This is a genomic window from Oceanobacillus neutriphilus, from assembly GCF_014645515.1.
GTDB lineage: Bacteria > Bacillota > Bacilli > Bacillales > Amphibacillaceae > Oceanobacillus > Oceanobacillus neutriphilus.
Map to the genome: position 1 here is coordinate 15,293 of NZ_BMLW01000009.1, position 18,505 is coordinate 33,797.

The 18,505-nt window shown below is 39.3% G+C and carries 14 protein-coding genes and 1 riboswitch; of the genes, 5 read left to right on the plus strand and 9 right to left on the minus strand.

All coding sequences use genetic code 11. The features are described from left to right. Positions 1-2 precede the first annotated feature (2 nt). The 6 genes from IEX29_RS15080 to IEX29_RS15105 form a co-directional block, all read right to left on the minus strand. Complete coding sequence (locus IEX29_RS15080; protein ID WP_188735199.1) at positions 3-827, minus strand: Cof-type HAD-IIB family hydrolase; 825 nt, start codon at positions 825-827, stop codon at positions 3-5. Positions 828-1,126: 299 nt separating this feature from the next. Further along, complete coding sequence (locus IEX29_RS15085; RefSeq protein ID WP_188735200.1) at positions 1,127-2,719, minus strand: bifunctional metallophosphatase/5'-nucleotidase; 1,593 nt, start codon at positions 2,717-2,719, stop codon at positions 1,127-1,129. A gap of 102 nt (positions 2,720-2,821) precedes the next feature. Continuing rightward, a complete protein-coding gene (gene phnE / locus IEX29_RS15090; protein WP_156985792.1) occupies positions 2,822-3,625 on the minus strand; it encodes a phosphonate ABC transporter, permease protein PhnE in 804 nt (267 codons plus the stop codon). Beyond that, entirely contained in the window at positions 3,622-4,416 is a 795-nt protein-coding gene (gene phnE, locus IEX29_RS15095; RefSeq protein ID WP_188735201.1) for a phosphonate ABC transporter, permease protein PhnE, read from the minus strand. The genes phnE (IEX29_RS15090) and phnE (IEX29_RS15095) overlap by 4 nt, the downstream gene beginning before the upstream one ends. Continuing rightward, positions 4,413-5,186 (minus strand): phosphonate ABC transporter ATP-binding protein, encoded by a 774-nt coding sequence (gene phnC, locus IEX29_RS15100; protein ID WP_188735202.1) that lies wholly within the window; start codon positions 5,184-5,186, stop codon positions 4,413-4,415. Before phnC ends, phnE (IEX29_RS15095) begins: the two co-directional genes overlap by 4 nt. A 230-nt stretch (positions 5,187-5,416) precedes the next feature. After that, positions 5,417-6,355, minus strand: coding sequence for a phosphate/phosphite/phosphonate ABC transporter substrate-binding protein (locus tag IEX29_RS15105; RefSeq protein WP_188735203.1), 939 nt, complete (start codon positions 6,353-6,355; stop codon positions 5,417-5,419). A gap of 253 nt (positions 6,356-6,608) precedes the next feature. Here IEX29_RS15105 and IEX29_RS15110 point away from each other — a divergent pair, with 253 nt between their 5' ends. After that, positions 6,609-8,201: a motility-associated ABC transporter substrate-binding family protein gene (locus IEX29_RS15110; protein ID WP_188735204.1), complete on the plus strand. Its 1,593-nt coding sequence runs from the start codon at positions 6,609-6,611 to the stop codon at positions 8,199-8,201. Between the two features lie 276 nt (positions 8,202-8,477). Beyond that, entirely contained in the window at positions 8,478-9,290 is an 813-nt protein-coding gene (locus tag IEX29_RS15115) for a histidinol-phosphatase (protein ID WP_188735417.1), read from the plus strand. Between the two features lie 111 nt (positions 9,291-9,401). Here IEX29_RS15115 and galT read toward each other — a convergent pair whose 3' ends face one another. From galT to IEX29_RS15130, 3 genes are read right to left on the minus strand one after another with little or no spacing between them, the layout of a single operon-like run. Beyond that, entirely contained in the window at positions 9,402-10,886 is a 1,485-nt protein-coding gene (gene galT / locus IEX29_RS15120) for a UDP-glucose--hexose-1-phosphate uridylyltransferase (RefSeq protein ID WP_188735205.1), read from the minus strand. A gap of 1 nt (position 10,887) precedes the next feature. Further along, the gene (gene galE / locus IEX29_RS15125; protein ID WP_188735206.1) at positions 10,888-11,886 is read right to left on the minus strand and encodes a UDP-glucose 4-epimerase GalE; all 999 of its coding nucleotides are present in this window, start codon (positions 11,884-11,886) and stop codon (positions 10,888-10,890) included. Beyond that, positions 11,883-13,061, minus strand: a complete 1,179-nt coding sequence (locus IEX29_RS15130) for a galactokinase (protein WP_188735207.1) — start codon at positions 13,059-13,061, stop codon at positions 11,883-11,885. Before IEX29_RS15130 ends, galE begins: the two co-directional genes overlap by 4 nt. 424 nt (positions 13,062-13,485) lie before the next feature. On the opposite strand from IEX29_RS15130, the gene IEX29_RS15135 reads away from it, so the two are divergent. The 3 genes from IEX29_RS15135 (at position 13,486) to IEX29_RS15145 (ending at position 18,311) form a co-directional block, all read left to right on the plus strand. Continuing rightward, positions 13,486-14,367: an aldose 1-epimerase family protein gene (locus tag IEX29_RS15135; RefSeq protein WP_188735208.1), complete on the plus strand. Its 882-nt coding sequence runs from the start codon at positions 13,486-13,488 to the stop codon at positions 14,365-14,367. A gap of 97 nt (positions 14,368-14,464) precedes the next feature. After that, positions 14,465-16,396 (plus strand): fructose-1,6-bisphosphatase, encoded by a 1,932-nt coding sequence (locus IEX29_RS15140; protein WP_188735209.1) that lies wholly within the window; start codon positions 14,465-14,467, stop codon positions 16,394-16,396. A 123-nt stretch (positions 16,397-16,519) separates the two neighbouring features. Further along, positions 16,520-16,705: riboswitch (cobalamin riboswitch) on the plus strand. Positions 16,706-17,180: 475 nt separating this feature from the next. After that, positions 17,181-18,311 carry a 1-propanol dehydrogenase PduQ gene (locus IEX29_RS15145; protein ID WP_188735210.1) on the plus strand — a complete coding sequence of 377 codons (1,131 nt, stop codon included), beginning with the start codon at positions 17,181-17,183 and terminating at the stop codon, positions 18,309-18,311. Positions 18,312-18,505 lie beyond the last annotated feature (194 nt).

The following is an 18,505-nucleotide window of genomic DNA, read 5'->3' on the forward strand; positions in this document are numbered from 1 at the left end:
ATTCAAGATTTTTCTACAGACAAGTCGTACTGATGATTTTCAAATGATGGCTCAATAAGTTCTAAGTGTTGTAAACCATATAAAATTCCATCTTGGTCACAATCTGTTGTGATATAAGAAGCTACGTCTTTTAATTCACTGACTGCATTTCCCATAGCAACTCCGTTCTTCACCAGTGACAGCATCTCTATATCATTTTTGCCGTCTCCAAAAGCATAAACATGATCAAGATCTATACCTGCATGCTCAATAAATTTTTGAATACCTAAAGCTTTTGAAGAGCCTGAAGGCAGCACATCTGCTCCAAAGTCTCCCCAGCGAACAAACGTATAATCTGTGTATTTTTCTTTATAGATAACTTCCTCTTGCTCTGTACAGAATAAATTCAACTGATTTACTGTATGCTCCCTGTAATAATTTGGGTCAACTGCAGGATAGTCTAATTTTAAATGCAAAAAATTATCTTTTACCAGTGGGTGATCAGCATGCGTAATCATAAAATCTTTTTGGTTTCCAAAACCAATTGCATGATTATGCTGATTAGCATAGGCGGTAATATCATCTACAAATTCGGAATCCAATGTTTCCGAATGAACCTCGAAACCGTCACATACCACCAGCTGTCCATTGAATGCTACATAAGAGGAAATATTTAATTCTTTTTGGATATGATGAAACATGCTGGGGCCTCTTCCGGTAGCTATCACGGTATAATGTCCTTTCTCCTGCAAATATTGTATGGCCATTTTTGTGCTTTCCGGTATAATCTTATCTTCTGTCACTAATGTCCCGTCAATATCAAAAAATATGATTTTTTTATTGTTCATTTTTTAATCGCTCCTTTTAACGTAAATCATAATGTATGAAATGCATTTCATGTCAACAATTGAATTTTATGATAAGGAAGAGGGTAAAACTTAATCTGGGAAGGATATCATCATTTAACCGCATATAATATGGTTTATCGTAGTGTAGTTGGCTGGGGCTGGGACTGGGACTGCGCTTACTCGTCCCAACGAAGAGCTTTTTTAGACGCTTACTTCAAGAAATAGAGGAAATATATCATTAAAAAAACCGGCTGTTTCTATTTGTAGAAACAGCCGGTTTTTTCAATACAACAAAAATCTTACATCAATACCTTCCAATTTTGATTGGTTGTCGGAACAAACTCCTCTGTGTTTTCCAATTCCTCAATCAGCATTTCAGTTACACCAAACGGAAATTCCTTGATAATTTTATCCTCGCCAAACATATCATAGCCGCCTGTACCACTTGCCCGATAGCTGCTCGTTGCTACGCGGTATTTTTTATTTGGAGCCAGTGCTTCTCCGTTAAATGTAAGAGAAGTAATCCGTTCCCCTTTTGGTTTACGCAGATTAACAGTATACTGAATTCCTTCCCACATATCATAGTTATAGCTGAGTAAGCGCGGATATTTCCAGGACTCGCTTACCGCAGGGCGGCCATCTGCATCTAATGTTAAAAAGGATGCGCTGAACTCCAGCGAGGCTTGAATTTCTTCTCCGGTTGCCTCCATCACGACTAATGTATTGGCAAATGGATAGAATGCGTGTATATCTCTTCTGGTAAGCGTATTGCCGAATGTCATACCCTGAGTGAGGAAAAAGGCTGTGGATGCCATTTCTGCTCCAGTGATTTTCAAAAAGGTTTTATTTACCCATTCAATCATAGGATGTTCTTTGGTCCATACGTCCTCAAGCGGGTCTTCAATTTGCATCGTAGACGGATCAGATACAGTTGTTAATGTTTCATCAAGCCAATCGTCTACTTCATTTTCGATCTCTTTAATATCTGATAAAATCTTTTCATCTGCTTTGGCATCTTTTACTGGAATAAGCGATGTTTCCCGGTCTGCTAACGTATAAGGGTCTTCTTTCTGTTTCTTTTCAAAGTCCAGATCGATGCGGCCGACGAATTCTCCCTTTGTTCCTGACTGGATAACCGCTGTGCCAGATTCTGTAACAGCGTGATAAACCAGATGCTGGTGGCCGGTAATTAATACATCCAGCTCAGGCAGGCTTGCCAGCAGATCATTTCCTTGATTTTCCCCATTTTTGGCAGCAAGATACTGTCCAGTTACAGGATCTGATTCAAAACCGCCGTGATAGGCAATAACGACAGCATCTACCTGCTTCTCATCTTTTAAGTGGCTTATCCAAGTTTTTGCAGTTTCCACCGGGTCCAGGAAATCGAAACGGTCAATATGGCGGTCCGGTTCCCAAACAGGAATATTTTTTGTTGTTAATCCAAGGATACCAACAGTCAGGCCATCGAAATTTTTTATCATATATGGTGTACCAAAATAAGGCTCAGTTGTTCCTTTTTTAACAATATTAGCGGACAACCAAGGGAAATTCGAATCGTTCACGGCTTTTTCCAGCTTCTCCCGGCCATAATTAAATTCATGATTACCAATAACAGCTGCATCATATTGAATAGTATTACAAGCAGAAATTACCGGATGAATTTGGCTGCTGTCTTCTTTTTCTGCAAGCATGTAATGCGAAAGCGGTGTGCCTTGAAGCATATCTCCATTCTCAATAACAATCACGTTTTCTTCTTCTTGTCTTACTGTATTTATGACAGAAGAAACTTTAGCATATCCCTTGCCATCATAGCTTTTGTCCTGGCTGTTGTATGGTGAAATTTTGCCGTGGACATCACTTGTAAATAAAATAACGATTTTTTTCTTTTCCAAAAATATGCACGCTCCTTTCATTCGCGAATGGGACTTATAAGAAGCCTCCTCCCATAAATCGTAAATAAGTCGATTTCGGGGAGGAGGTTAACTGTATTGTTTTTAAGTAATTTTCTTTCTCAGTGCGCTGGAAAGCAGATCGACGATTAACACAACTACAACAATTCCGATGAGAATGATACCAACACGGTCCCAGCTCCGGCCCTGGATGGCAAAGATTAATGCTGTACCGACTCCTCCAGCACCGATGAGTCCCAGCGTAGCTGCAGAACGCATATTGATTTCAAAACGATAGAGTGTTGCTGAAATAAAACCGGGCAGTACCTGGGGAATAACTCCAAAAGCAAGCTGCTGCAATTTATTCCCTCCAACAGCCGCAATCGATTCAACTGGCCCCGGATCCATTGCTTCTACTTCCTCTGCATATAATTTACCCAGCATTCCCATGGCTCCAATACCAAGGGCCAGCATCCCGGCAAATGCACCAGGTCCGACTACTTTGATAAAAAGAAGAGCCAGAATGATATCGGGAAGTGTACGGAAAAAGCTCAATACCCCTTTTCCGCTTTGGGAAGTGATGAAGCTTTTACTTAAATTTTTGGCTGCCCAAAGTCCGACTGGCACAGCAAGAATAATAGACAGGAAAATCCCGGCAATAGCAATAGCCAAGGTTTCCAGCAATCCTCTGATTAAATCTTCCCCGTCAGGACTGTATACATAGCTCCAATCCGGTGAAATAAAGCCTTTTAATATATTTTTCGTAACAGGTCCCGCTGTTTCTTGAATACCTCTAAACTCAATTCCGGAGATTGCCCAGACGTATATAGCAATCAGGCCGATAAGAATAATTGCGATTTTTCCTCTTTTCCTGGCGCGTGCTTTTTTTAGTTGATCACGTTGACTCATAGCAGTTTCTCCCTTATCTTCAAACTAATTAAATCAATGATAATAACAACGACTAAGGTATACAGAATCAGTGCCAGAACCTGATCGTAGGCGAAAAAACCAAGTGCGCGGTCATAGAAGACTCCAATACCGCCAGCTCCTACCAAGCCAAGAATAGCTGCAGCACGGATGTTAATTTCAAACGTATAAAGCACATAGGAAACAAAATGCGGCAGTATTTGCGGGACAACACCGAAAGCAATCCATTGCAGTTTATTTGCCCCAACCGCAGTCATTGATTCCAATGGTCCGTTATCAATATTTTCAATTGCTTCAAAGGATAGCTTTGCAATGATACCAATCGAAAAAATAGATAATGCAACAATCCCTGCGAGAGGAGAGAACCCGAGAATTGCTGCAAAAATAGCAGCTAAAAGTAAATCGGGAATAGTACGTAAAATGTTCAAACCAATTCGTGATAATTCCACCAGCCAGCGCAGCCGGAAGATATTACGCGCGCACAGGAACATAATAGGAATGGAAAATATCATCCCGATGGTTGTTCCTAAGAGAGCCATTCGGATTGTCTCCAACATGGCCGGCGTTGTTGTTGCTATATATGACCAGGCAGGCGGAAACATTCTGACAAATAAATCAACCATATTGTCGCTGTTCTGGATAAAAGTAATCGGATTAGCTCCTATATAAATGGCGCTAATTAACACAATTGCAAACAGACCAAGTAGAAAAAGGTAAAATGGCCACCTTGAAGGCTTTGCCGGGAGGGGTCCATTCAGTTTTGTGTCTATCATAGATTTTCCTCCCCAAGCAATTCATCTTCTTTAAGTGAACGGCCGTAAATTTCTTCAAATACTTCTGGGGTGGCCTCTTCCGGTGTGCCGTCGAAGACAACTTTTCCTGCCTGAAGGCCAATAATCCTTGTGGAGTATTCTTTTGCCAGGTCAACAAAATGCAGGTTGATAATAACCGTGACATCATCTTCTGTATTGATTTTTTTTAGATCATCCATTACCTGTTTCGTAGTTACCGGATCAAGTGATGCTGTCGGTTCGTCAGCCAGGATTATTTTTGCCTCCTGGGCCAATGTACGGGCAATGGAAACACGTTGCTGTTGTCCGCCGGATAGTTCACTGGATCTTGTATAGGCTTTATCCAATATATTCACTCTTTCCAATGCTTTCAAGGCAAGGTCAACATCCTTTTGCGGAAAAAGATTTAAAAGCGTCCGTAAAGTATTATTATAAGCAACACGCCCGGAGAGCACATTGCGCAGTACACTGGAACGCTTGACAAGATTGAAGCTTTGAAAAATCATCCCGATGTCTCTGCGTATCAGCCGCAGCTGTTTTTCCGATGCAGACGTGATCGATTTTTCATTTATTTTTATATCACCGGAAGAAATATCAATGAGACGATTGATCGAACGGAGCAAGGTAGATTTACCCGCTCCTGATAAACCGACAATCGATACAAATTCGCCTTTATTAATTTTTAGATTAACGTCTTCTAATCCTTTTACGCCGTTTGAATAGACTTTAGAAACGTCATTTAATTCAATCATATTTACCCAACTTTCTTATCAGAAATAGTCGGCCATAAGCTGACTCTATGCAGATTCCCATATACACAAGATTTGGGAAGATGTTAAAAAATGCTGACAAATTTTAAAAAGGATGAATAAAAAGGATTTACCCTTTTAGACATCCTTTCAGGAATGATACTATAAAGCTTTCATTAATAAAGCCTTGTTTTTTAAATCTAAAGGTTTTCTATAGGAACAGCAAGTTGTTTCTACTGGTCCTGAATACGTTCTGAATATTCCCGGACAATATCAAAATTGGAATCCTGGGATTCAACATAGCCTTCGTGTGTGTAAATGTCACGAACAATTTCCCGGCCTTCTTCGGATTCACCGACATTGATAAATGCCTGCTTGATTTTTTCTTTCCATTCTTCATCCATGTTTGTTTGGACAGCGATCGTATCGTTTGGAATAAGCTCTGTATGAGCAATAACCTTCGTATCTTCAAATACGTCAGGGAAATCAGATAAAACAACGTTACGTGCATCCTGGAAGATAGCTGCAGCATCTGCTTCTCCATTTAGTACTGCTGTAACAGCAGCATCATGCCCTTGAAGAGTTAACGGTTTCACATCTGTTAAAGGATCAATTCCCTCATCCATCAAAGCAGCAGCAGGCCAAACATAACCAGCTGAAGAAGTGATATCCTGGAACGCAATAGTTTTACCTTTCAAGTCAGCTATGCTGTCAATATCGGAATCAGCTTTTGCAATAAACATAGAGTAATAAGAGTCTACAAGCTCATCAGTGTTTGTACCATCGTCATTTACACCATAACGCTGAGACTGCAGTATTACATCTGCTGCTCCATATTCGTCATGCGCCTGTACATAGGCATTCGGCGGCAGGAATCCGACATCAATCTGCTCGGAAGCCAATGCTTCGACAACAGAGTTATAATTTGTTGAAACACTTACAGTAACATCAATATCCAGCTCGTTTTCCAGTAAATCTTCTAAAGGTTTTGCTTTTGCCTCTAAAGTTTCTGCGTTTTGAGAAGGAACGAATTGTACTGTCAGCGAATCGGGTACGTATGTATCACCGTCTGATGAATTATCGCCATCTGCCGAATCATCTGAACTGCCGCACGCAGCTAAAAATAATAAAGATACAGCAAATAGAAAAATGCCTGTTTTCTTCCACGTCATTAATAAAACCTCCTAGTAAAAATTATGGGTAATAGATTCGATTACCTATTATTTCGAAATTCTACATAATTATAACATGGAATATGTCAAATAATATATATAATTTTGTTAAAAAAAAGTAAATTATGACACACTGTTAGCTTTAAATGTAAAATATTAAAGTTTTGTAAAAATAATGCAATATTCTAACTGTTTTGTTATGATAGAACAGTATAGAAAAGCGTTTCCAAATTTGATGGGAGGTATGTGTAGAATGAAGTATGTCTTGAGATGGACAATGTCAGCCCTGTGTTTTGTGTTGTTGTTAACATTTGGCAATATTGTTGCGGCAGAAGGACCTAATGATCCAGGTCCTGTACTGAATCCTGAAGAGCCGAACGGGATGAAAGTTCTGTTTGACAATAGTCATGGTCAAACTGCGGGACAATCTGACTGGGTAATTGATGGAGCATTTTCTGATTTTGCCGACGCATTGGTTGAAGACGGGTACGTTGTTCAGGAACATCGAAGTACGGAACCTTTATCGCTGGAAGATTTAGATGATTTTAATGTACTTGTCATTCCAGAAGCACAAATTCCTTTTAAGAAATCAGAACAAGAAGCAGTTGCTGCATTTGCTGAGAACGGAGGAGGCGTCTTCTTTATAGCGGATCATTATAACGCTGACCGGAATTTCAATCGCTGGGACTCGAATGAAATCATGAATGGCTGGCGGCGTGGGGCATACGAAGACCCGACAAAAGGAATGAGCAGCGGAGAGCAGGAAGCAATGATCGGAGTGGAAAGCACCGACTGGCTGAGTGATGAATTCGGAATCCGGTTCCGGTTTAATGCAGTGGATAATACGATAGGAAACGACATCGTTCCTTCAGCGGAAGTTTTTGGCATAACAGAGGATGTCGGAGAAGTAACTATTCATGCAGGGTCGACACTGGCTGTAACAAATCCTGAAATTGTCAAAGGAATTGTGTATTTGCCTGAAGGGTTAACAGAAACGGAAAATAAATGGAACAATGCTGTCGATCAGGGTGTTTATTTTGGCGGAGGAATAGATGAAGGTCCTTTTGCGGCTATTGGGAAAAAAGGAGATGGAAAGTCTGCGTTTATTGGAGATTCTTCTTCCGTAGAGGACAGCACACCAAAGTATCGCAATGAGGAGCATGGAGAGACCAAAAGCACCTATGATGGTTTTACGGATGCAGATAATGGTCTGTTATTGATCAATATCGTGAATTGGCTGGCCGACCAGGAGGATTATCAGGATTTTTCCGAGGTGGATATTCCTTTAGATGAGCCATCTCCAATTTTAGATATGGAGACACCAGAAAACTCTTCGGAGCCTGAAAGTGAACCATGGAGAGAGCCTGCAGAGGGCTATCTATGGTATGATCCGTCTACATTTGCTGATGGTGCTTTTGGATCTGAGGTGAGTCCGCCGAAAGATATCACATATAATATTGATACACCGGAGATAATTCCTGTTGATGGTACGTCATTTGAAGCAACGATAACGTTGGCAGATATGGAGCCTGGCCAAGTTATCGAAAATGCGGAAATGCAAATTTATCTTGATGGCGGGAAAGCTGTATCACAAATACAGAATAAAGATGGAAGCTGGCCAGGCAACAGCTATGGCTATCAAAGCATTGGTACTCTAGAGGCGGATGAATCGGGAGAAGCTGAGGTGACAGTGACGATGCGGGTTGGTAATGGTGCATCAGAAGGTAACGCAAACATCCGTCTTCGTCTGGGGGCTGGAAATAATGTTTATACGAAGACAATTATGCTTGGCGCTCAGAGTGTTTCTTTAGAATACAGTGAGGTAACCTATCCAATTGCAGGGTAGTTAGACAGATAAACGGGAGATAATGGATCAGATATTCCGATTCAATAAAGAGGTAGACAGGAAATCATATAACTTGCAGTTTGAAAAACAGTAATTTACAAGGAACTATCATCTGTGATGCGGATGGTAGTTTTTTGTTGTGAAATTTTTTGAAGGCGAGAAGAAAATGATAAAGCGTATTGACAGCCTCATAGGAATGAATATAACAAAGGAAAGTATTAATAGGGTATAATTAGATGAAAAGCATGGAAAGGGAGAGAAAAATATATGACAAATATTATCTTTGATTTACACTCACATCATGACCGCTGTGGACATGCAGAAGGGAAAATAGAAGATTATATTCAAGCAGCTATCGATCGAGGGCTTCATTACATAGGCATTTCTGATCATTCTCCATATTTTTATGCGGATGAAGATCAACTCCATCCCGGAATAGCAATGGCAAAGAGTGAATTGAACAACTATGTAAAGGAAGTATTGTCACTAAAGAAAAAATACCAGGATAAAATCCATGTACTATTAGGAATGGAAAGTGATTATTTTCCGGAGTATGAAGCGTTGTATAAAGAAAAATATAAGCAATATCCTTTTGACTATATTATTGGCTCTGTACATTTTGTTCATGGCAAGAGTATTTTTCAAAGAGGCAGATGGGACAATTTATCAAAACAGGAACGCCTGGAGGAAAAAGAGGCTTACTACCGTTTGATACAGCAATCTGCAAAGAGCGGTATGTTTCAGGTTCTGGGGCATATTGACGCAATGAAGGGGTTTCTATTAGATTTTCATGATGAAAAGACACCGGTTATAGATGAGACATTGAAGGTGATTGCTGATGAAGGAGTTGCGATTGAAGTAAATACATCCGGGAAAAATAAAGATTGTGGCGGCTGGTATCCATCTCATGAAATATTAGAAAGAGCACATTATTATGGAGTAGATATTTCCTTTGGTTCTGACTCACACGTCCCTTCCCGGATTGGCGATGACTATAAAGAGGTACAAGATACACTAAGACAACTTGGATTTAAGGAAATGGTTTATTTCGTTAATAAGAAAAGACATACTGTATTATTACAATTTTGAAGGCTGGAAAGATTAACCTTCATGGCAGAAAAAGTGGGCGGCATATAAGCTTCGTCCACTTTTTACAATATGACCTCTATTTCAACATTTCCCGGGAAATAACGACAGTATTCAACTGGAGGTATTCAATGCCTTAATAAATCTCTCGAATGCTTCCTTCTCTTTAAAAACTCCTGCATCTTCTAATACTTTGGTAAATTTCTGTCCTAGTTCCTTTTGCAAAATCATGCCTGCCTGTTCAGAATTGGAGCAGGTGCCATATTTCTGTCTAATCTGTTCTGCCCATTCCCGATGATAAGTCTCTATACTAGATGGCTCACCGCATAAAAAATGCTGGATTTCGTTTAGCTCATCCTTTAAACGAGGGGGCAGTACGGCAAGGCCCATCACTTCAATTAAACCTATATTTTCCTTTTTAATATGATGAACATCTTCATGAGGATGAAAAATGCCCAGAGGGTGCTCGTCAGATGTCCGGTTATTACGCAGAACAAGATCAAGCTCATAGCTGTTATCCCGCATTCTTGCAATTGGTGTAATGGTATTATGTGGTGTATCCTTAGAAAAAGCTCGAATGCCGGCTTGCTCATCATCATAATATTTCCATGTTTGCAGGATGTGATTTGCCAGAGACAGCAGGGCTTTTTTGTTTTTGCTATGCAGACGAATAACGGACAATGGCCAGTTTAAAACTGATGCATTTACAGCAGAATAATGCTGCAGATCAATAGAAAAGGAAGTCCCGGCATTTGTCATGGTGAATTCATAATTTCCCGCCTGATAATGATCGTGACTCAAAATAGAACCACCAACAATCGGTAAATCAGCATTGGAGCCAATAAAATAATGTGGGAATTTTTCTGTGAAAGTAACAAGCCTTTCAAATGTATCTTGATTAATTTTCATATCCCGGTGCTCTTCTGATAATACGATACTATGCTCATTATAATAAACATAGGGGGAGTATTGAAGATACCAGTTTTCATCACCTAAAGGAACCTTCACTAAACGGTGGTTGGCCCGGGCAGGATAGCCGATTCTGCCCTTGTATCCTTCATTTTCCACACATAATAGACATTTTGGATAAGAAATGGATTGCTTCATTTGTCTTTCCCATTTTAATTGTTCTGGGTCTTTTTCCGGTTTAGATAAATTAATGGTTATATCGAGCCTGCCGTAAGCTGTTTCTGCCTTAAAGTGGATATTTTTCTTAATCCGGTTCATCTGTATATAATTACTGTTCTTACTCAAACTGTAAAAATAATCGGTTGCTGCTTTGGGAGATGTTTCATATTTTTTATAAAAAGCTGCTTGTATTACAGAAGGACGGGCAACGAAGCAATTCATTATATTTGCAGCAAATATCTCTTTTTCATCAAAAATGTCTTCAATCAGCTGCTGCTCTACAGCATAGGCTATGACTTCTTCTAATAGATTTGGAACGGTATCCTGTAACGCATCCGGCATTTCTTCAGGTATGGATTCCAGGTTTAATAAAGCAATAACCTGATTACGCACATAAATTCGATCAGCAGATTCGATTAATCCATTTTTGGCAGCTTGCTGGATCAACCCTTCAATGATGGAGTAAATCATTTTATAATTCCTCCCCACTGTATCCATGTGGATGTGTACGATGCCAATTCCAGGCATCCTGAATCATCTTTTCCATAGATGTGCGGTAGGGATTCCAGCCAAGTCTGCTTTTTGCTTTTTCAGAGCTGGCAATAAGCATGGCAGGATCACCAGCCCGGCGTCCGCTCATTTTTTCAGTGATATCGATTCCTGTGACAGACCTTGCTGCGGCAATCACTTCTTTTACAGAAAATCCTTGACTGCTTCCCAAGTTAAAGATGTCGCTCTCCCCATAATTATCCAAGTAATTCAAGGCTAGTAGATGTGCTTCGATAAGGTCCTCCACATGGATATAATCTCGGATACATGTACCATCCGCTGTATCATAATCATCACCAAAAATAGAAATATATTCTCTTTGCCCCAGAGCTGCTTGTAAAATGATTGGTATCAAATGTGTCTCTGGAGTATGGTCCTCGCCAATTTCAGCTGTTTCTCTGGCGCCGGCAACATTAAAATAGCGGAGAGAAATATAATTTAAATCATGCGCCTGAGCTGTCCACTTCATGAGCTTCTCCATGATGAGCTTGGTTTCTCCATAGGTATTTGCAGGAAGACAGTCCATTTCTTCTGAAATTGGCATAGATGCTGCTTCTCCGTAAGTTGCAGCACTGGAAGAGAAGACGATTTTTTTCACATTATGTTCTATCATCACTTTCAACAAGATTTGTGTACCATACACATTATTATCAAAATACTTAAGCGGATTTTCCATCGATTCTCCAACTAAGGAATTTGCAGCAAAATGAAGGACAGCATCGATCGATTCCTTGGCAAATACCTCGCGAAGAAAAGAGATATTACGTATATCTCCTTGATAAAAGATTGCCTTTGGGTGAATAGCTTCTGGATGACCAGTTTCCAAATTATCGACAACAACAACCTGTTTTCCTTGGTCAATTAACTGATACACCGCATGGGAACCAATATAACCAGCCCCGCCTAAAACTAAAATACTCATAGGATTTCTCCCTCCATAATTTCTTTCGCTCCATCTGCAATGGAAGCTAGATAAAATGTAGCGTCATAGCCAATGATATTTTGATAGATTTGATTCACATTCTGCTTAAAATTATCAACAAAATCCTGATGGATAATCGCAATAGCACAACCGCCAAAACCGGCTCCTGTCATACGGGCACCGATAACACCTTCCTGCTTCCAGGCAGCATGCACGATTGTATCCAATTCAAGACCAGTCACTTCATAATCATTCTGCAGAGAACGATGTGATTCATTCATCAATGCTCCAAAAGCAGTCAAATCACCCTTATGCAGCTCCTCGAAGGCCTGCAGGGCACGTGCGTTTTCATAAACAGCATGTCTGGCACGTTTTTGAAGAATTTTATTCGTAATAGCGTGCTTGGCATCCTCAAACTGTTCTGGCGATAATTCGCCGAGACTCTGGATAGGGAGATTTTTTTGAAGCTCCGCTAATGCCTCTTTGCATTCAGCGAATCGTTCATTATATTTAGAACCTGCCAGGGTCCGCTGTTTATTCGTATTAATAATGATAATAATATGGTCTTGTAATGCGACAGGTGCGTACTGATAATTCAGTGTCTGGCAGTCTAACAGGATCGCATTATCTTTTTTTCCCATGCCAATAGCAAATTGATCCATGATTCCGCTATTGACACCAATGTATTTATTTTCGACTTTCTGGCCGATTTGAATCATTTCGATACGGTCAATCTCTAAATGGAAAAGACCTTCTAATAAAACACCAGTTGCTAATTCAATCGATGCCGAAGAGGAGAGGCCTGCACCATTAGGAATATTGCCATAGAATAAAATATCTGCACCAGAGTCCAGCACATATCCTTGATCAACTATATATTGAATCATTCCCTTCGGATAATTAGCCCAGGCATGCTTCTGCTGAAAAGAAAGCTCATCCAGTGTGCATTCAATGATACCATTTTCAGAGAAATTTAATGAATAAAATCGAAATTTATTATCTGTACGTTTTCTCCCGAGAGCATACGTGCCAAGTGAGATAGAAGCAGGAAAAACATGTCCGCCATTGTAATCAGTGTGCTCGCCAATAAGATTGATACGTCCTGGAGCAAAGAATTTTCTTGGTACCTCTGATGTATTAAAAGTTTCTTGGAATCGTCTGGTTAAATTTGTCATCGGGACCTCCTTATTGTTAAAAGTAAACAGTTTATATCCATACGTATTTTTGATGTTGTGCAATTATCATGCTTTTGCTGTAAACATTCGCATTTTACTAATTTGAACATAATGGATATAAATAGCTACAAAATTCTAAAAATAAATTATGTTATTTTATTAATTTAATTAATTAAGTTTTATTTTACAATTGATTGATTAAATCTGCAAGCAGGATAATGAAGAACATGTTCATTTTGGAATAGAAAGGTGTAGATGCTTATTCTCAGGTGCGAAAGTTGACTAACTCAATAAAGGAAATAAGAAATATGACCAATCAAATAATAACAGAAAGTCAGACTAGACAGCCTATATTCCGCACATTAAGATGAAGGATAGAGATACTTTTCTGTTAAGTCTTTATAATTAGAAGGGATGAAGCAAAGTGAAGCAAATAATTGAAAATGATTGGTTAAAAGTTGAAATAGACAGTCATGGCGCGGAAATAAGGGCTGTAGAGCATAAAAAGAATAAAATAAATTATATGTGGACAGGAGACAGCGCATATTGGGGGCGCGTGTCACCAGTACTATTTCCGATCGTCGGCCGTTTGAAGGAGGATAAATATCAGCTTGAAGGAAATACCTACGAGATGTCGCAGCACGGCTTTTTAAGAGATGTTGATTTTGAGCTGAGCACACATTCTGGGGGGAATGCTTCTTTTGAAATAACTTCTAATGGACGTTTTAAGGATATCTATCCATATGAATTTAAAGCGGTCATTACCTATGCACTGAATCAGAATTCCCTCTCCGTTGATTGGAAAATTGAAAACCAAAATAACGGAGAAATGTATTTTTCAATTGGCGCACATCCTGCTTTTCGAATTCCGCTTATAGAAAGTGAAGGGGTAGAGGATTACCAGTTGAAATTTACACCAGCTCCACATAAAGAAGTCATGGAATATGAATTGGGAAATGCACTGATTCATGAGAAAGGAGTCCGTACTAATTTGCCGGATATCCAGGTGCAGCCGGGGCTGTTTACAAAGGATGCGATAATATACAGTCATATAGACCGGATTGAACTTGTTTCTGCAAAATCAAATCATGGTATAGAGGTAGGGTTTACTGACTTTCCTTTTGTAGGAATCTGGTCTAAATATAATGAGGAAAACAATAGTATGGCACCATTTGTTTGTATTGAGCCTTGGTGCGGTGTTGCAGATACACATGATACAACAGGAAATTTAAAAGAAAAGTTTGGCATTAATCAATTAGAAGCAGGCGGTATTTTCCAAAAGGTATATACGATGACGTTTAAATGATTATAAAAGTGCTCTTCTGCTAATTACTGCAATTCCAACTTAAAAGTGTTATACTATTTAGAAATAATATGGCATAATTAAAAGGGAGATTTGGAAATTGAATACAAAATACCTTGATTTATTAGCGGAGAAATATGATAGCGAAGAGAAGGTAGTTACAGAGATTATCAATTTAGAGTCAATTTTAGATTTGCCAAAAGGAACGGAGCATTTTGTAAGTGATTTACATGGGGAATATCAGGCTTTTCAGCATGTGCTCCGGAACGGTTCGGGTAAAGTCAGAGAGAAGATAAATGATATTTTTAAGGATACATTACCGGAGGAAGATATTAATGATTTTGCTGCGCTTGTCTATTATCCGGAAGATAAGCTGAAGCTCATTAAGCATCAATTTAATTCCAAGCAGGAGCTGGATGAGTGGTATGCAGAGAAAATTCATCATATGATTCATTTAATTTCCTATGCTTCCTCTAAATATACACGTTCAAAGCTGCGTAAGGCCCTGCCGGAGCAATTTGTCTATATTATTGAAGAGCTTTTGTATAAGACGGACGAATATACGAATAAGAAGCCGTATTATGAGAAAATTGTTCAAAAAATTATCTCGCTTGGACAGGCAGAGAAGCTGATTATTGGTTTATCCTATACAACACAGCGTCTTGTTGTGGATCATCTGCATGTTGTTGGAGATATTTACGATCGTGGACCAGAGCCGGATAAAATTATGGAAACACTAATCAACTATCATTCTATAGATATTCAATGGGGCAACCATGATGTGCTGTGGATAGGTGCATTTGCAGGCTCCAAGGTTTGCCTTGCCAATATTATTCGAATCTGTGCCCGTTATGATAATTTAGATATCATAGAGGATGCTTATGGAATTAATCTACGTCCATTACTTAACTTGGCGGAAAAGTATTATGGAGATAATCCAGCTTTCCGTCCTAAAAAACATTCCGATCAGAATATTACGGATCAGGAAAAATTACAGATTACGAAGATTCACCAGGCAATTGCTATGATTCAATTTAAGCTGGAAAGTCCAATTATTAAACGTCGTTCTTTCTTTAATATGGAAGAAAGACTGGTATTAGAGAAAACAGATTATGATAAACAGGAAATCACGGTGTATGGGAAAACGTATCCGCTGGAAAACACATGTTTTTCTACTGTTGACCCGTCTGATCCAGCCAAGCTGTTACCGGAGGAAGAGGAAGTCATTGATAAGCTTTTGCTCTCAGTACAGCAATCAGAGAAGCTGAAAAGACATATGAACTTCTTAATGAAAAAAGGAAGTCTGTATCTGAAATATAATGGAAATCTGTTAATTCATGGCTGTATTCCTGTCGATGAAAATGGGGATATGGAGCAGATGGAAATTGAGGGACAAGCATACAAAGGAAGAGAATTGCTGGATAAATTTGAGTCCTATTTGCGTTATGCTTTTGCACATAAAGAATTGACAGATGATTTAGCAACGGATATGGTGTGGTATTTATGGACGGGAGAATATTCTTCGCTTTTTGGAAAACGGGCTATGACCACTTTTGAGCGTTACTTTATTTCGGACAAGGTATCTCATAAAGAAGAAAAAAATCCATACTATTATTTGCGTGAAAATGAAGAAATGTGCCGGAAGATGCTGGAAGAATTTGAACTGGACCCAAGTCAGGGGCATATTATTAACGGACATACGCCAGTAAAAGAAATAGACGGTGAGAATCCAATCAAAGCCAACGGGAAAATGATTGTTATCGACGGCGGGTTCTCAAAAGCCTATCAATCTACAACAGGTATCGCCGGCTATACTTTACTATATAATTCGTTTGGCATGCAGCTCGTTGCTCATCAGCATTTTAATTCCAAAGAAGATGTTGTATTAAATGGTGCAGATGTTTTATCTGTCCGGCGGGTGGTAGACAAAGAGCTGGAACGGAAAAAGGTCAGGGAAACCAATGTTGGAGCTAAGCTGCAGGAAGAAATTGAAATGCTGAATCAGCTGATGGAATATCGTTATATTAATTGAATAGGGTTAAGGTCAGGCAGTCTAAATGAATTCATTTAGACTGCCTGATTTTTGTGTGAAGAGAACCAGGATAACATTTACTTTGAAAAAGTATGAAACTGATATATAATAAATCTAACAAACTTATATGGAATTTATTTTGGTTCATTTACAATGCTGTGAATGATTAAAAAGGAATCAGGTGAAAATCCTGGACGGTCCGGCCACTGTAAATGGTAGGTTCACTCTACGTTGCCACTGGATGTTTCCGGGAAGGCGGAGTGGATGACAGCCATGAGTCAGGAGACTTGCCAAAGTAATATGCACAGCTGCCTTCTGGGAAAAGGAGATGCATACTGGTAATTCAATGAATACAAATTGAATTCTATTTGCTGCTCTCAACTTAAGACAGGTGAGGGTTTTTTAATGTGTATAGAGCGATAAATGACTGATGGTCATTGCTTACTTTGGTTTGTGCGAAACCAAAAGTTTGTTGAGCATTCGGGTTTGCAATACGGCAGACTCCAATAAGCCTTACATGGATCGTAAGGATGCAGTGTTACAAAGAAGTAACCGGCTCGGAAAGGTAATTACAAAGAAGTAATACCTTCAATGATGGAAGATTCACTCCAAAGAAGTGGTGAATCCTCCTGTTTGTAAATTTAAATTGACAAGGTTCACAGATTAATAGTACACTACAGTTAACACAAAGACGTGTAGTTTAAAAGCAGAGGAGCTTTGCAGAATAATCAATTCTGTAGAGTTTTTCTGCTTTTTTTATGCCAAAAAATGAGGGGGAGTTTTCTTGAAAAAGGTAGCTTTTCAAACAGATATTTACTATGGCAAGAACGCTTTGGATTATTTGAAAACGATTAGAGATAAACGGATTTTCATTGTTTTAGATCCCTTTCTAAAAAAAACAGAGATTTTGGAGAAAATAGAAGGGCATCTTTTAAAAGGAGGTAATATATGGAAGTTATTTACGGATGTTGTGCCTGATCCGCCGATAGAGAATGTTACTGCGGGTGTAGAGGCAATGAAGGATTTTGAGCCTGATTTTGTCATTGCCATTGGCGGAGGATCGGCAATGGATGCGGCAAAAGCGATGAAGGATATTGCCAGGAAGGTATACTCTATTAACGAGCTATCGCTTCTTGCTATTCCAACAACAAGCGGGACTGGCTCGGAAGTAACCTCCTATTCTGTTATAACGGATCAAAATAAAGGAGTAAAATATCCATTAACTGCTGATTCGCTTATTCCCGAAACAACTATTTTAGATGTAGAGCTTGTGAAAACTGTTCCGAAACCGATTGTAGCTGATACAGGAATGGACGCATTAACACACGCTGTTGAAGCATATGTTGCTAAAAATGCCAATGATTTTTCGGATGCAATGGCGGAAAAGGCAATTCGCCTTCTTTTCGAGTATCTGCCAAAGTCCTATCAAAATGAACAGGATGAAGAAGCAAAGGAAAAAGTTCATCATGCTTCAACATTGGCAGGATTTGCATTTAACACAGCTGGCTTAGGGATTAATCACAGTATTGCCCATGCCTGCGGGGCAAGGATTCATGTTCCACATGGCCGTCTGAACGCCATTTTACTCCCGCACGTCATCGCGTTTAATGCAGGTATCCATCAAAATCATTATCAGCATATCACTCCGGCAGCAGAAAGATATGCAATGCTTGCCAGATTATTGAATCTTCCTGCATCGAGTCATGCCAGCGGAGTAAGAAGCCTGATTAAAGAAATAGAGAAGCTCCGGAAGAAGTTAGACATCCCTGCCAATTTAAAAGAATACCAATTGGAAAACAGTGATGAGATAGAAAGGGAAATTGCAGAGGCTTCATTAAACGACAACTGCACAAATATGAATCCTGTTGAACCGGCCTCTCAGGATATCATAGCCATTTTAAAAAAGATAAGATAATTATGCGGATTTTTTCCAGTGTAAAAGAGGCTTGCAAGAAAGTGCTTTCAAATATATAATGGTTTTAGAAGCACAATGGCGTGCGTAAGTAATCAAATGAATGCAGTTAGTTGATGATAAAAGCAAAGGGGCTTTGGAAAAGAACGTATCTTTTTCATGCCCTTTTTTTGCATTTTTACGGATGGAGTATCATT

What these genes read in the sequence shown, in the direction of transcription:
- IEX29_RS15080 (WP_188735199.1), bottom strand. Translation starts at nt 827, where the DNA reads ATGAACAATAAAAAAATCATATTTTTTGATATTGACGGGACATTAGTG.
- IEX29_RS15130 (WP_188735207.1), bottom strand. Translation starts at nt 13,061, where the DNA reads ATGACAAATTTAACCAGACGATTCCAAGAAACTTTTAATACATCAGAG.
- phnC (WP_188735202.1), bottom strand. Translation starts at nt 5,186, where the DNA reads ATGATTGAATTAAATGACGTTTCTAAAGTCTATTCAAACGGCGTAAAA.
- galT (WP_188735205.1), bottom strand. Translation starts at nt 10,886, where the DNA reads ATGATTTACTCCATCATTGAAGGGTTGATCCAGCAAGCTGCCAAAAAT.
- phnE (WP_156985792.1), bottom strand. Translation starts at nt 3,625, where the DNA reads ATGAGTCAACGTGATCAACTAAAAAAAGCACGCGCCAGGAAAAGAGGA.
- IEX29_RS15105 (WP_188735203.1), bottom strand. Translation starts at nt 6,355, where the DNA reads ATGACGTGGAAGAAAACAGGCATTTTTCTATTTGCTGTATCTTTATTA.
- galE (WP_188735206.1), bottom strand. Translation starts at nt 11,886, where the DNA reads ATGAGTATTTTAGTTTTAGGCGGGGCTGGTTATATTGGTTCCCATGCG.
- IEX29_RS15110 (WP_188735204.1), top strand. Translation starts at nt 6,609, where the DNA reads ATGAAGTATGTCTTGAGATGGACAATGTCAGCCCTGTGTTTTGTGTTG.
- phnE (WP_188735201.1), bottom strand. Translation starts at nt 4,416, where the DNA reads ATGATAGACACAAAACTGAATGGACCCCTCCCGGCAAAGCCTTCAAGG.